Annotated in this window: 7 protein-coding genes and 1 pseudogene; 5 read left to right on the forward strand and 3 right to left on the reverse strand. The window is 67.1% G+C overall.

Annotation, left to right across the window (positions count from 1 at the left end; genetic code table 11):
* The first annotated feature begins 4 nt into the window (after positions 1–4).
* Positions 5–3628 carry an amino acid adenylation domain-containing protein gene (locus ACLFKU_RS39920; protein WP_410852898.1) on the forward strand — a complete coding sequence of 1208 codons (3624 nt, stop codon included), beginning with the start codon at positions 5–7 and terminating at the stop codon, positions 3626–3628.
* Positions 3625–4395, forward strand: coding sequence for a 2,3-dihydro-2,3-dihydroxybenzoate dehydrogenase (locus tag ACLFKU_RS39925; protein WP_410852892.1), 771 nt, complete (start codon positions 3625–3627; stop codon positions 4393–4395). The genes ACLFKU_RS39920 and ACLFKU_RS39925 overlap by 4 nt, the downstream gene beginning before the upstream one ends.
* A 40-nt stretch (positions 4396–4435) precedes the next feature.
* On the opposite strand, the gene ACLFKU_RS39930 is transcribed toward ACLFKU_RS39925, so the two are convergent.
* Positions 4436–5803: a hypothetical protein gene (locus ACLFKU_RS39930; protein ID WP_410852893.1), complete on the reverse strand. Its 1368-nt coding sequence runs from the start codon at positions 5801–5803 to the stop codon at positions 4436–4438.
* Between the two features lie 271 nt (positions 5804–6074).
* On the opposite strand from ACLFKU_RS39930, the gene ACLFKU_RS39935 reads away from it, so the two are divergent.
* Positions 6075–6239, forward strand: coding sequence for a hypothetical protein (locus tag ACLFKU_RS39935; protein WP_410852894.1), 165 nt, complete (start codon positions 6075–6077; stop codon positions 6237–6239).
* A gap of 91 nt (positions 6240–6330) precedes the next feature.
* Here the strand turns inward: ACLFKU_RS39935 and ACLFKU_RS39940 are convergent, their stop codons facing one another.
* Positions 6331–7401 (reverse strand): alpha/beta hydrolase, encoded by a 1071-nt coding sequence (locus ACLFKU_RS39940; RefSeq protein ID WP_410852895.1) that lies wholly within the window; start codon positions 7399–7401, stop codon positions 6331–6333.
* A 74-nt stretch (positions 7402–7475) separates the two neighbouring features.
* Positions 7476–9901 (reverse strand): annotated as a pseudogene (locus ACLFKU_RS39945) (autotransporter outer membrane beta-barrel domain-containing protein).
* Positions 9902–10427: 526 nt separating this feature from the next.
* On the opposite strand from ACLFKU_RS39945, the gene ACLFKU_RS39950 reads away from it, so the two are divergent.
* Complete coding sequence (locus tag ACLFKU_RS39950; RefSeq protein ID WP_410852896.1) at positions 10428–13085, forward strand: autotransporter outer membrane beta-barrel domain-containing protein; 2658 nt, start codon at positions 10428–10430, stop codon at positions 13083–13085.
* Positions 13086–13240: 155 nt separating this feature from the next.
* A partial coding sequence (locus ACLFKU_RS39955; RefSeq protein ID WP_410852897.1) for a hypothetical protein occupies positions 13241–15567 on the forward strand: 2327 nt, incomplete at its 3' end.

Here is a 15567-nt window from a genome sequence, read left to right on the forward strand (position 1 = left end):
GGATCTGTCCGATCAGCCGGACCCCGCTGCCGCCGCGCGCGACGCCATGCAGCGCGACCGGCTCGGCCCGGTCGATCCCGCCCGCGATCGGCTCAGCCAACAGCGCCTGTTCCTGCTCGGCCCGGCGCGCAGCGTCTGGTACCTGCGCGTGCACCACCTGGCCACTGATGGCTACGGCATGGGCCTGCTGACCGAGCGCGTCTGCGCGCTGTATGCAGGTCATCCGCAGCGGGCTGAGGTGGCACCGTTGCTGCCCGTGCTTGATGAAGACGCCCAGTACCGTGACAGCGAGCGCCGCACGCGCGATGCCGCTTACTGGCGCGATGCCATGGCCGACGCGCCGGCCGCCACCGGGCTGCAGGCGGGCGTGGCGCCGGCCGCAGCGGATGCGCTGCGCCACGTGCAGCCGATCGACACCGCCCTGCGCGAGCGCCTGCTCGCGGCGGCAACCGAGATCGGCCAGCCCTGGCCGGACCTGCTGACCGCGCTCGGCGCGGAGTACTGCCGCCGGATCAGTGGTGAAGCGGAAGCGGTGATCGGCGTGCCGTTCATGGGCCGCCTCGGCAGCGTCTCCGCACGCGTCCCGGCGATGGTGATGAACGTCCTGCCACTGCGGGTCGCGGCCACGCACGACAGCGTGGATGCCTATGTGCGCGACATCGCGATGCGCCTGATGCGGGGCCGGCGCCATGGTCGCTACCGCGGCGAGCAGCTGCGGCGCGACCTCGGCCTGATCGGCGGCCAGCGTCGCCTGCATGGCCCGCTGGTCAACGTGCAGCCGTTCTATCGGCCGCTGCAGCTGGCCGGCGTCGCTGCGACGCTCGAGGTGCTCTCCACCGGTCCGGTCGATGACGTGACGCTGGGCTTCCGCGGGGATGGCACGGACGTGCTCGATCTGGAGATCGAGGCCAATCCCACGCTGTACACCCCCGCACAGGTGCAGGCGCATGCCGCGCGCCTGCTGCATTTCGTGTCGGCCGCGCTGGACGTCCAGGCCACCGGCGGCACGATCGCCTCGGTGCCGCTGTGCACGCCCGCCGAAGCACAGCGTTATCTGCATGACATCAACGCCACAGCGTATCCGGTACCCGAGCTCAGCCTGGCCGCGCTGATCTCCGCACGGATGGCGGCGACGCCCGAGGCCACCGCGGTTGTCTTCGGCACGGATCACCTGAGCTTCGCCGAGCTGGAGCAGCGCAGCCGTGCGCTGGCCCTGCAGCTGCAGGCGCAGGGCGTGGGCCGAGAGGCGAGGGTGGTGGTGGCGCTGCCGCGCTCGCTGGAGCTGATCATCGCCCTGGTTGCGGTGCTGCGTGCCGGCGGCGCCTACCTGCCGGTGGACCTGGCCCATCCGGACGAGCGCCTGGCCCGAATCCTGCGCTCTGCCGAGCCGGTCTGCGTGCTGGCGCTGGCGCAGGATCGCGCGCGGTTCCCGGGCACACCCGTGCTGGACCCTGCGCAGTGGCAGCACGACAACGAGGCCGCGCTGAGCACCGTGCCGCAGCCGGACGACGCGGCCTACGTCATCTACACCTCGGGCTCCACCGGCGAGCCGAAGGGCGTGCTGATCGAGCATCGCGCCATCGTCAACCGGCTGGAATGGATGCGCGCGCATTACGCGATCCAGCCCGACGACCGCATCCTGCAGAAGACCCCGGCCACCTTCGATGTCTCGGTCTGGGAGTTCTTCCTGCCGCTGATCAGCGGGGCCACCCTGGTGGTGGCCCCGCCCGACGCGCATCGCGATCCGCTGGCGCTGGCCGCACTGATCCGCCAGCACGCGATCACCACCCTGCATTTCGTGCCGTCGATGCTGGCCGCGTTCCTGGCGGCCCCGGCGGCGCGCGGGCTGCAGCTGCGCCGCGTGTTTACCAGCGGCGAGGCACTGGATGCCGCACTGCGTGACCGCTTCCATGCCACGGTGCAGGCCGAGCTGCACAATCTCTACGGCCCCACCGAGGCGGCCGTGGATGTCAGCTTCTGGCCAGCCAACCAGGACGACACGTCCGCGCCGGTGCCGATCGGTCATCCGGTCTGGAACACCCGCCTGTACGTGCTCGATGCTGGCATGCAACCGCTGCCGCCCGGCGTCGCCGGCGATCTGTATCTCGGCGGCGTACAGCTGGCGCGCGGCTATCTGGGGCGCGACGATCTCACCGCCGAGCGCTTCCTGCCCGATCCGTTCGTGGTCGGAGGGCGCCTGTATCGCACCGGTGACGTGGCGCGCTGGCGCGACGACGGGGCGGTGGAGTATCTCGGCCGCAGCGATCACCAGATCAAGCTGCGCGGCCTGCGTATCGAGCTTGGCGAGATCGACGCGGCGCTGCGTTCGGCACCCGGCGTCACCCGTGCCGAAGTGCTGCTGCGCGAAGACCGCCCCGGCGAGCCACGGCTGGTGGCCTACCTCAACACGGGTGGCCCGTCGCTGGAGACGCTGCGGGCGCATCTGGCCAACCGTCTGCCGGACTACATGGTGCCCGCTGCCTTCGTGGAACTGGACCACTGGCCGGTCACGGCCAACGGCAAACTGGATCGCGCCGCATTGCCCGCACCGGCGCAGGCGTCTGCCTTGGGCGTTGCGCCGCGCACCGCAACCGAGCAGGCGCTGGCCGCGCTGTTCGCCGAGACGCTGGGGCTGCGCGCACCGGTCAGTGCCGAGGCCGATTTCTTCGCCCTGGGCGGCGACTCGCTCAGTGCCGTGCACCTGCTGCTGGCGATCCAGCAGCGGTGGCGCTGCGACCTGGGCCTGGGCGCGGTATTCGCGGCACCCACGGTCGCCGCGCTGGCGGTCCGTATCGATGCGCCACCCACCGCCACCGATCATGGGCTGGCCCCGATGATCCGGTTGGCCAGTGGAGATGCGGCGCGCGCCCCGCTGTATGTGATCCATCCTGCCGGCGGCATCGCGTGGAACTACCGCGACCTGGCCCGTGCACTCTCACCCGCGCGCGAGGTGCAGGGCCTGCAGTCGCCGGTGCTCGATCCCACCCGGCCACTGCCGGCGAGCATCGAAGCACTGGCGGCCGACTACGCGGAGCGCATCCTGGCCGTGGGCAGGCCCGGCCCGGTGCATCTGCTCGGCTGGTCGGTCGGCGGCATCCTCGCGCAGGCGATGGCGGTGCACCTGCGTGGGCGCGGCCACGAGGTTGGCGTGCTGGCCCTGCTCGATGCCTATCCCAGCGAGTGCTGGCGGGCCGAACCCGAGCCGGACCCGATCGCCGCGCTGCGCGCTCTGCTCGCCATCGCCGGCCATGACCCGGAAGCGCATCCCGAGCTGGACAGCCGCGCACGCATCCTGGCTTTCCTGCGCCGCGGCGAAAGTGCATTGGGCAACCTGCCGGATATCGTCCTCGATGGCGTGGTCCGTGCCGTCACCGGCACCAACCGCCTGATCCGCGCCCATCATCACACCCACTACGACGGTCTGCTGCTGCACGTGCGCGCCGGCCGCGACCATCTCGCCCGCCCGCAGTTGCAGTCCGCGTTGTGGCAGACCCACGCCGCGCACGTGGAGGCGATCGAGCTTCCCTACCTGCACGCCGAACTCACCGGCCGCGATGCCGTGGCGCAGATCGCCCCTTGGCTGGATGCGCACCTTCGGCAGCACGACACACACAGGACACCAGCATGAAACTCACTGGATTCGAAGGCACCATCGCGCTGGTGACCGGCGCGGGCGGTGGTATCGGCGCGGCACTGGTCGAGCAGCTGCGCGACAGCGGCTGCACCGTGGTCGCGACCGATAGGGTGGCACCCGAGAATGTGGCCGGGGCAGGGCAGCCCAACGTCCACGCCAGAGCCCTGGACGTGACCGACCCGATCGCGGTGGATGCACTGGTGGCGGAGGTGGAGACCGGGATCGGGCCGATCGGCTTCGGCATCAACGTCGCCGGGGTGCTGCACACGGGCACCGTGGCCGACACCGACGACGCGCAATGGCGCCGGGTGTTCGCGGTCAACACGGACGGCGTCTTCCACGTCTCGCGTGCGCTGGCGCGGGTGATGTCGCCGCGTCGCGGGGGCGCGATCGTCACGGTCAGTTCCAACGCCGCGGGCGTCCCGCGCCACGGCATGGCCGCCTACGCCGCCTCGAAGGCCGCCTCGACCATGTTCACCCGCTGCCTCGGCCTGGAGCTGGCGCCGCTGGGCATCCGCTGCAACATCGTCGCGCCGGGCTCGACCCTCACCCCCATGCAGACCGGCATGTGGGCGGACGGGCAGGGCGAGCAGCGCGTGATCGAAGGGACGCCGGAGACGTACAAGGCCGGCATACCGCTGCAGAAGCTGGCCCGCCCGGAGGACATCGCCAACGCCGTGATGTTCCTGCTCTCCGACCAGGCCGGTCATGTCGCGATGAGCGATCTCTACGTGGACGGGGGCGCCACGCTGCGGGGGTGATGCGCGTCGAGCGCGGGAAAAACGGCGACGCATCCGCCGCTCAATGCGCGACAGGCCTGCAGTCGAAACTCGCGATGGGCCAGTCGTCATCTTGGCTGGGCGGCGATGGCGGCGTAACGTCGGCACCGCTTGGAATGGAACGTGGTGTGTAGGTCAGGGTGGTCAGGAGTTGACCACTCGGCGTGAGCAGGTACCTGGTGTCGTCATCCATGTTGTGGCCCTCGATCAGGCCATCATCGCGTTCTTTCAGGTTGGTCATGGCCGGCCCGGGATGCTCCGCATTGCGGTGCACGTCGAACAGATGGGCCGAGCTCCTGCCTGGGCCGAGGTCGCGGTGCACGATCACTGCGCCCTGGGGGGTAGTGCGCACGTTTTTGTACTGGGCCGGTACCAGCCAGCCACCCTGCTCGCTCAGTAGACCGTCGTGGTCGCCTGAACTGACGACGAAGCCGAATCTGCCATCCAGCAGGCGCGCGCGCCTGGGAAGCTCGAAGTAGGTGGCGCCGCTCGCAGTGCCGTCGGTGGTCAGGATCTGCCATTGCCGGGGGCTTTCCTGTGCTGCCACCAGAGTGCGGCTCAATGGCGTGACCTGGCTGTAGCGCGGAGCAATCCTCCACGTTCCCTGCAGATCGACCAGGCCGACGCCCTGTTCGACCTCGGCGACCAGCAGGTCGTCGCGCAACACCGTGCCTTGCGGGCTGGATCGAAACGCGGACAGGTTCCCATACTGATGCGGCAACTGCGGCTCGCCCTGCGGAGTGCTCGTGCCCAACACGACGCAATCGTTGTTTCTGGCCTTCAGTGGCTTTCCTTGCGCCGAGAAGTAGCGGCACTGGCCCGCATAGGTGAGGGCCATGAAGGCGCCCGTTTCGAGGCGACGGATGCGCCGGTAGTCGGCCAGTGGAAGCAGTTCCCGGCCTTGCGCGTCGAGCACAGTGAGACGATCTTTCCGCTTTGCCAGCAGCCCATACTCGGTTGCTTCAATGGTCTGGTAGTCACGACGTCCGCGCCAGGCCAGTTGGGCATCCACCAGTCCAAAGAGCTTGCCATCCGTGGAGGCGGCGGCGAAGGTGCCGCCCTCGAGGACGTCGAGTCGCGCGAACGATGCCAGCGTCCGTCCGTCTTCTCCAATTACCTCTGCCGTGCAGCCATCGTCGCCGCAGCGGGTCACCACGGGTGCGCCGGACCATTGGTCCAGGTGAAGAGGATCCTCCGCGGTGGCCATATCAAAATGGCGCACACGTTGTCCGTCCCGGCTGTAGTAGGAAAGGTCGCCACCCGAATAGTGCGAACGCGCTTCGATCAGCCCATTGCCGGCTATGTTCACAACCGGAAAACGACCCGCGAAGACCGCTTTCCCATCTGAATTGATGACACCCTTATAGCCAGAGGGCGAACTGTTGAACACTGCAAGGCCTTGCGTGAAACCGGCAAGCTCGGAAAACGGACATGAAGACAGGGGCTTGCCAGTTCCATCCACTAGTACACAGCGCTCGGCGTTGCACAATGCATGGCGAGTGGTGGCGCCGGGCGCTGGAACGGAGCGCTGATCCGGCGATGGCAGAGGCGCGCAAATGGCAGCCAATGGGAGGCACGCGAAGAGCAGAGCGGCCGGCCATATGCGGCGACGTGGCTGAGTGTGGCGGCAGGAAACGTAGGAGACAGGAGACATTGGGTACGTGTCGGCGGCGCTGCTGGGCAACGAAGCAGAACAGGGTAGGGGACGTAACCATGTGCGGGAATACAATAAGTTGCGACTTGGCGATCAAAGCGCGGGCGGCGGCGTCGGCGCGGCACTGGTCGAGCGGCTGCGCGACAATGGCTGCGCGATGAGCGATCTCTAGGTGGACGGGGCCACCACGCTGCGCGGCTGAGCAACAACAGCCGCACGCCATGCCCGGCACGCGATCGCGATGCCGGGCACGCGGTCGTGCATCAGCCTCCGCTTTCCATCATCCAACGCAGTGCAGCAGGTAGCGAGCGCTGCCAATCGTCCGGGATCTCCGGCTCGCCGACAAGCACACGCGACTGCACCTCGTTGCCGCTGCCGAACAAAGTCCGGAACGCATCGGCCCGCTGCAGGTTGCCAGGCCCTTCCTGCTCGCCATTGATCACCACCACACGCTTGCCGCGGGCCTTGCTCGTGGTCGGGTTGGGCTGCCTGCCGCCGGGCGACATCAGCAACGCGCCGGCGTAGGCATCGGGATGCTGCGCCAGCAATGCACCGGCGTGCAGGGCGCCCTGTGAGAAGCCCATCAGGTAGACGCGTCTGCGGTCGATGCAGTGGGATGCTTCCACCTTGTCCAGCCCCTTCTGCACCGCCTGATGGGTCCCCTCGAAACCCGGCGCGGACCAACGGAAGCTGATGAGGGAATCTACAATCTCGGTGCCGTTGATACCCACCAGTATCGCGCCCGTATCGGCAAGCGGCTGATAGCTTTCATCCAGGAAGCCATTGCTGCCGTAACCATGCAGCCAGATAACCACAGGAGGGCACGGCGCCTCCGAGCGCTCGGTGGCGGGGTAAAGTACGTGACCCACCGCTCCGGCCCACTCGGGTGACACTGCGTCACGGAGCCGCTGCGCTTCAGCAAGCACGGTCAGGTAGGCAGGGGTCTGCCGCAGGTCGTTGAAATCCGGATTCTCGATCAGCTGAGGGGGATACAGACCATGCTCACTGGCCATCCCAAGATAGAGCAGGGCTGCTTCGTCATCACCGCGGCGGGCCAGCAGCGAGGCTATTTTGTACGATGCCGATGCCAACGTTCTCGGACCCTCACGTGCCCCAGCCAGATAGAGCGCAAGCGCCTGAAGACCGTTCGTCTCCTCAAGCGCTTCGGCTCTCTTCATCAAATCGTCGTTGTCTTCAGCTTGGATCAGCGCATTGATCACCGGGCTCAACGCATCGAAGGCGATACGCTCGGGATCCGGGGTGTCGGCCGCCTGCAGCGGCAAGGCGCAAACGGCCAGGCTCAGCGCCAGGGCCAAGCGGGTCATGGTTCTCAAAGGATGTCCTGCAATGTCATGAAGTCGCGCGCGGAATGACCGCGCGCGTTGAATGGTGTTTCGCTCGCGCAATTTTACCAGCTGGCGCGCAACCCTATCTGCCCGGCTACATCGCGATACCCGCCCTGGCCCTTCTGCAGCCCCATATCGCCCCACGCCGTCCAGCGCTGGCCAAGCTGCAGCGACGCACCGGCCTTGGCCTCGTAGCGATCCTTCGGCAAACCGCCTTCCAGGCGCTCACCATCGAAGCGCAGGCTGTTGTCGTCCGCACCATGAATCCAGTTCACCGCCACGAACGGCTGCACGCGGTTACCGACGTCGCTGTTGGCATGGCCGAACAGCCGCACGCCCACGCGGCTGGTCAGGCCGCCAGCATCGCTGCTGTCGATCACCGTACCGTTGGTTTCCACGTGGTTGTCCGCGCTGAAATCGGTGTAGCTCAGCTGCAGCTGCGGTTCGACGAACATCGCAGTGCTGGCGCTGTCGAGCACCTTGAAGCTGTAACCGGCTTCGACCGATGCGGTTTTCGCATCACTGTCGTAGCGTTCCTTGGCCAGCGCATCACCCTGCACCGTGTTCTTGAACTGCGCGTACTGCGCCCACGCATCAACGTACACACCGGTGGTCTGCACCGGGTCCTGCAGCCAACTGGCATACACGCCCACGGCCTGACCCTCGACCTTGCCCTTGGCCGAATAACCGGTCTCGCGCGAGGTCACCGTGTTGTTTGCACGGCCGCCCCCCAGCATCACGCCGAACTGGCCGCGGCTGTCCGCGCCCCAGTTGAGCAGATCGGTGCCAACCTGCAGCACCGAGGTGTCACCGTTGACGCTGAGTTGATCGGCGATCACGCCGTAGTCGGCTTGGTTGCGGCTGACACGGGCCCAGGCGCCCATGCACCGCGCTCGGACAGGCCACGCGCGGTGCCGCCGGTGCGATCGCTCAAACGCATGCCGAACATCTGTGTCGCGGCCGCCTGATTGGCCAGGTACGCACCCGGCTCCGGGCGCAACACCGGAATCGGCGGCTGGCACTGGGGCAGGGCGGGGTTCACCACGCACGGATCCGGGTCCGGCGGGACCACGACCGGCGTGCACCCCGGCAGCGTCGGGTCGGCCAGGCACGGGTCCGGCACTACCGGCAGCTCGGAGCGCAGATACCAGTTGCCATCGGTGGGGGCCGCAGCGGTGCCCTGGTGCAGGAAGTACTCGTACTGCCCACCAACTGCGCGGCCGGCCAGCGTGAACACACCGTTGGAGGCGCCACCGACCTGGATCAGCTGGATGCCATTCACGGTCTGCGCGCCGGCACCTCCGACGTTGGTGACCGCTACATTGGTCTGGCCACTGGTGCTGCCACCGACGATGAGCTTGTCGCTCGCGGAGGCGTCATCACCCAGGACGCTATTGAACAGCAACGTGCCTCCGGCGCCGACATAGTCGCCGCTGACGGTAAGCGTGTTGAACGCCGTCCCATCGCCCAGCGCAACCGTGCCGCCGCTGTTGAGGGTCAAAGCGCCCACGTCCGAATCCCCGGCCAGCTGCCAGCGCCCGCCACCGGCCAACGTGGCCGAGGTGACGTTGTCGAACACGCCAATGATGCTGGCATTGTTGCTGAGGTTGACGTTGGTGATAGAGGTGGCGTCGTTGACGATGTTGCCGGTCAGTGCGCTGCTCTCGACGTTGAAATTGGCGGTGGAGCTGCCTTCAACCTCGAGAATGTTGCCGTTGCCTCCGACCAGGCTCGCACCGTTGCGAACCGTGACATCGGCCAGCACAGGCTCACCAAGTTGTCTTACCCGGATCGCAGGCCCAGCAAGGCCTTCAACTCGCGCGTTGTCGATCAGCGCGGATGCGCCTCCGGCCACTCCACCGGCAGCAGTGTTTTCCGTCACATCGAGCCCTATCACTGCCCCAACGATGGTGCTGCGATCCTGGATCTCTACGCGTCCTCCTGCTACCAGCACGGCCATGCCACTCAGGTTCCCAAGACCAGCGGAGGAGCGAACCGAAGTGTCATACAGGCGCACCAACCCTCCGCCAGCGACCACTACACCGGAACTGCCCCCTTGGATGTCGCTGCTATAGACGTCCACGAGAGAGACAGGCCGGCCGCTGTTGATGAGGGCGCCTGTTGCCAACGCCGATCCCGTGGAATTCACCACAACGCTATTGCGGATTTCGCCGAACGAATTCGAGTAACGCAATCCGCCTCCAGGACTTGCACTCGTTATTGTTGCCCCATTGGCATCGACCCGTGAGCTGTTGGAGGCGCTGATCTGCAGCGCGGCTGCTCCAGGCAGCAACGTAAGCGTCGCTTGTTCGAGGTTCCAGGTTTCCGGCGGGTCTCCCGGACCCACGGTAGCCGACTGTCCAGGAAGTAACGTTGCGCCGCTGGCAGTCACTGAAACCAGCACCAGAGCGATCGCCCCGCCCAGACGATGGAAGAAGAAGCGGTGGCGCGCGGCCGAAGGGCACGATTCACGGCGGTGGGTACGCATCGGGAAGACCTTTGTATTGAGGATAGTTCGTATGCGCTGGCGGAGTCGGTGGACAGCGATGCCGAGCGCCTTGGCGCCAGTGGAGTCGCAAGATAGGGATGGTCAATCGCCACGGCTATGCAACAAATACGAAACTGGACAAACGCCCGGGAAAAATCATCGTGTTGTTTACCGTCTGTTACAGAAGCGGCCAATCAGGGCCAGACATCCACAGGTGGTGAATCATTCGTCCTCCTTCCGTGAAATGGCTGTGAAAGAAGCGTCACGTATCTCTGCGTGACCTTTTGCCCCCTGCTGCCGTGCTCAACCCCGCCGCCCCCTGAACAACGCAAGGTCGAGCGCACCAATTCGTATTAGTTGTATAGCCCGCCTCCCGCTCATCCGGAGAATCCACCCGGCACCAGCGACGGCAGACCTGCAGCCGGGCCTGCGCACATCAGACCTTCCTGTTGCGGGAGCGCTCGCCGCTACCGGCCAAGGAGGTCGCACCCTCCCGGCCGGGTGGCCGCCGCACCAGGACATTTCCATGACCCTCCCATCCACGCGCTACTCCGCGCTCGGCCTCGCCATCGCCACCGCGTTGAGCGCCATGCTGCAACCCGCGAACGCCTCGGCGGCGGAGACCGTGATCATTCGTGACGCCGAACTGGAGCGCATCCAGCCGTCGACCCATGATCATGCCGAGGTCTACGATTCCAAGGTGACCAATCACGATGTGGGCGGCGACCGGGGGTGGTCGGCGGTGAGCATCTCGCGTGGCAACCTGCGCATGGAGCGTACCCAGGTGAGCACCACCGGCGCGGGGATGGCTGCGCTGGGTTATTACGGCGCTGATCGCTACAACGACGGCATCGTCCACGACGCGGTGATCGAGGGGTCGGACTTCACTACCTCTGGTGACAAGGCTCTCGGCCTGCAGTTCAGCTGGACCAGCTTCGACAGCAGCACCGGCGCGCTCGACAAGGTAGGGACGATCACCCTGCGCGACAGCCGCGTGACCACCACCGGCCGCGAATCGCACGCGATGTCGATCGCCGGCGTCAACAAAGTGGACTACCACGGCGGCGACATCCGGACCAGCGGTCAGGACGCCGTCGGCGTGCACCTGATGGGCGGCTTCGTCCGCCTGCAGGACAGCGAGATCGTGACCGAGGGCGACGGCGCGCACGGCATCCACGCGCGCTCGATGCGCTGGAGCATCGGTGGCCGGCCGGGCGTGGTCTACCGGGCCGACGTCACTCTTGAAGATACCCGCGTGGATACTCACGGTGCAGGCAGCGTGGGTATCCTGGCAGGGTTCGAAGACTTGGGCAGCCCGGAGGGCATCGGCTCGATCGTGCGGCTGGACAATGCCTCAGTGCGCTCGCTGCAAAGCCACGCCGTGCAGTTCCTCGGTGGCAAGGAAAACGAACTGCTGCTGACCGGCGGCAGCGTGCTGGATGGCGGCGACGCCATCCTGTTCGCCGGCCTGCCCGACAGCGTCAACCGGGTCAGCGCCACCGATTCGACCCTGATCGGGCGAGGCGCGCAGGCGGTGGTGGCCGACACTGGCGCGGTCCTCCATCTCGGTCTGGACAACAGCGACCTCCTCGTTGAAGCAGGCAAGGGCATGGCGTGGGCGAGCCAGGGTGGCCGCATCGATCTGCAGGCCAAGGGCTCGCGCCTTCAGGGCACAGCCTTCGCCGACGATACCTCCCGACTGGACGTGACGCTGGACGGCAGCCGCTGGGATGCGTGGGGCCATTCGCAGGTGGACGCGCTCAGCCTGCGCAACAGCAGCACGCTGCTGCTCGGCGCGGGCAGCGTAGGCGACCAGCTGATCGTGCGCGGCGACTTCACCATCGATGACAGCACGCTGGTGTTCGACAGCGCGCTCGGCGATGACCGCTCGCCAACCGACTTCCTCTGGGTGCGGGGCAACACCAGCGGCCAGGGCAACATCGCCGTCAACAACGCAGGCGGCCGTGGCGCGCAGACCGCGAACGGCATCCAGCTGATCGCGGTTGACGGCGACTCCAACGCCGCGTTCAAACTTCAGGGGCGCGCGGTGGGCGGGGTGTACGAGTACTTCCTTCACAAGGGCAGCAGGACCGATCCGGACGATGGCGGCTGGTACCTGCGCTCCGAGTTGAACGACGCGCCCGAGCCGTGCACCGGGGAGGACGGTTGCGAGCCGCCGCCGCGCCCTGTGCCCTGCAGTGTCGATGCCGGCCAGGGACACTGCGAACCGGAGGTCATCGCCCCGCCGCCGACGCCGGTGCTGCGTCCGGAGATCGGCGCTTACCTGGCCAACCAGTCCGCCGCGGCGGGCATGTTCGGCACCCGCCTGCAGGATCGCAGCGGCAGTGACCGCGGCGCGTCCCGGCGCGGTGCATGGGCGCGCGTGGCCCGTCACCAGGCCGACTACGGCGTGATCGGCGAACAACTCCGCGTCAGCGGCGATACCGATGTCCTGCAGATCGGCACGGACCTGCTCTCCTGGGGCGATGGCAGCCGCGGCCGGCTGGGCGTGATGCTGGGCACTGGCCGGGCCACCGCCACCGTGACCTCGCGGCTGACCGGCTATGCGGCGAGGGGCAGGGTGGAAGGACAGGCGTTGGGTGTCTATGCCAGCTGGATGCAGAATCCCTCCGTTGGCACCGGCCTCTATCTGGATGCGTCGGCCAACCATGCGTCGTTCAAGAACAGCGTGCAGGGCGATGCACTGGGCAAGGAACGCTACGACAGCAAGACCAGCAGCGCATCGATCGAGGCCGGGTACGGCATCCAGATCGTCGATGGCGATCGGGTCGCGCTGTTTGTCGAGCCGCAGGCGCAGCTGCGCTATACCCGTTTCAGCGCAGACCGTCATGTCGAATCCAACGGCACGGTGATCGATGGCAGCGACGGCGGTGGCCTCGGCAGCCGGGTCGGGGTGCGCATGTCGGGCGACGCCTCGGCCGCGTCCGGCATCCGGGTGCAGCCCTTCCTGGCGGCGAACTGGTTCCACGAATCCAGCGACAACAGCCTGCGTTTCGACGGGGAGCGGCTGGTCGGTGGCTTGCCACGGGATCGCTACGAACTCAGTGGTGGCGCGGAGGTGAGGTTGAGCCAGCGCTGGAGCGGCCGGGGCACGCTGGGCTGGCAGCGCGGGGGTGGCTATCGCGAAGTGGCAGGCGAGGTGGCGCTGCGTGCCAGCTGGTGAGCACAGGAGTACCCCCTCTTCGCAATGCGCTCTGCATCGGTCACGTGATCTTCACGGTCGCCATGCGTCCGTACACCTGGAACGGAAGACGCCGGAGCGTGGCAATGAAGCGGGTTGTTCCGAATCTCCCCAGGGCGAGGTGCCAACGTGGGGCAATGACAGTGGCCCCACTGGCAATGGCGGTCGTGGCCAGCCTGCTTCCCGTGACCGCCAGTGCCGCCGACGAATGCGGCACCGGTACGGTGATCATCTGCGACGCCTCCGGCAATCCCTACGCGACTGGCATTACCTATACCGCGCCGACCTTGGCACTCACCGTGCGCAGCGGCACGGTGGTCGATACCAGTAGCGCGACCCCCTTGCCGAACAACGTGCAGACGACATTGGGCATCGGGGTACGGCCGTACACCGGATCGGCGACAGCAGCAGGTCGTCTGGACGTCACGGTGGAAGACGGGGCGACCATCATCGCCCCGCATGCCTCCCAGAGCGGTGTGCTGGTGCGCGACTGGGATGCAGGCAGCGATGCGCAGGTCGAACATGCCGGGCTCATCCAGGTAGGAGGCATTGGCAGCTATGGTATCGATGTGCGCGCCAGTGGGACCGTGCAGATTGTGTCCAACGGCCGCATCGACGTGGCTGCCGGCGCCGGGGGCATCCTGGCAGCTGACCCGAACCCGTTGGGCGGGGTGTTGTCCATCCAGCATAGTGGGGTGATCCAAGGCGATGGCAGCGGCGCCATCGGCATCGCCGTGCAGCGCCAAGTGGCCGGGCAGGTCGATGTCGTTCAGAGTGGCGTCGTCGCTGATGTGGATACCGGTATCTCTGCGATTGCCTTTGGCAGCAATGAGGTTGATCTCACCCTCGTCAACCAGCAGCAGATCAGATCCGCGCTCACGGGCATCTATGTTACTGGCGGCCGCAATGCGTTGCTGGACAACAGCGGCCTGATCGAGGCGGGCCAAGTCGGCGCAGGCGTTGGAGCCATGCTGCTCGGCATGCAGCGTGCCGAGGTGCGAAACAGCAGGGAGCTGGTCGGCGATCTGAACGGGCTCTATCTGGGTGCCGGGCAATCCATCGTCGACAACCGCGGCATGCTTCGCGCCAGCACCGGCGCAGGCGTGCGCAACACCTCTGGGACGCTGGTTCTGGACAATCGCGGGCTCATCGAAGGCACGTTCGGCGTGGACGTCACCGGCGACGCAGGCCGCGTGTACAACGCCGGTACGATCACGGGCAGTGCTGGCATTGCAGTGCGGATCAACGGCAATGACACTCTGCTGACGCTGGACACCGGCTCGGTGCTGGGTGGCGATGCGCTCAGCACCGGCGCCAACAATCGTGTTCTCCTGCAGGGGGTCGGTGAGGAGGACGCCGCATTGGTGGGCTGGACCTCGCTGCGCATGGTCGGGGTCGACTGGCAGCTGGGCGGTGATGCAGCCTTCATCGATCCGGTCGCGGTGGACCAGGGACGCTTGTGGTTGCTGGGTTCCACGCTGCAGGCACCTTCCTTCGACGTGGCCAGCGGCGCCGGGCTCGGTGGCAGCGGCTATCTGCAGGGGGCAGTGCAGGTGGCCGACGGCGGGCGGTTGAGCGGTAACGCGGGGGCGACCTTGCGCATGGCGTCGCTGCAGTTGGCCGGTTCTGCCACTACCGAAGTGGGGTTGGGCGCGCCCAGCACGGCCGCGGTGTTCCAGGTTGACGGCGATGTGCGCCTGGACGGCGTGTTGCAGGTCACCGACGAAGGGGGATTTGGGCCGGGCCTGTACCGCGTGATCGACTATGGCGGGGTGCTGGACGATCAGGGTTGGGAGATCGCGCCGTTGGCGATCGGCAGCCCGCCGACGCAGTTGTCCCTACAGACCAGCGTTCCTGGCCAGGTGAACCTGATCAATACCACCGGCGTAACCCTGGGTTTCTGGGATGGGCCCGGCGCGCAGGCCAATGCCGTCGTGGACGGTGGTGACGGTGTATGGGACCTGGGCCAGCCATCCTGGACAGGCGCCGATGGCACGGCCAATGATCGCTGGCACGGCGGCTTCGCGGTGTTTCAGGGGCGCGCGGGAACCGTACGGGTCGACAACACGATGGCCGGTGTGGCGGCGACCGGCCTGCAGTTCGCGACCGATGGCTATCGTCTGACCGGTGAGGCGTTGCTGCTGGATGGGGCCGTCAACATCATCCGGGTCGGCGATGGCAGTGCGGGCAGTGCCCGCATGCAGGCCGACGTGGATGTAGTGCTGTCAGGTAGCGGTGAGCTGATCAAGACCGATCATGGCCGGCTGGTGCTCGGTGCGGATTCGTCCGGTTTCGGCCAGGACGCCACGGTGCGGGACGGTGCCTTGCAGGTCAATGGCCGGCTCGGCAGCCATGTGCATGTGGAGACCGGCGCACGTCTGGAAGGCACGGGGACGGTCGGCAGGGTCACCCTGGGCCCCGGCGCCGTACTGGCGCCGGGTACTTCCGAGGGCACGTTGGGGAC

The organism is Paraburkholderia sp. EG304 (genome assembly GCF_046543485.1).
GTDB lineage: Bacteria > Pseudomonadota > Gammaproteobacteria > Burkholderiales > Burkholderiaceae > Paraburkholderia > Paraburkholderia youngii.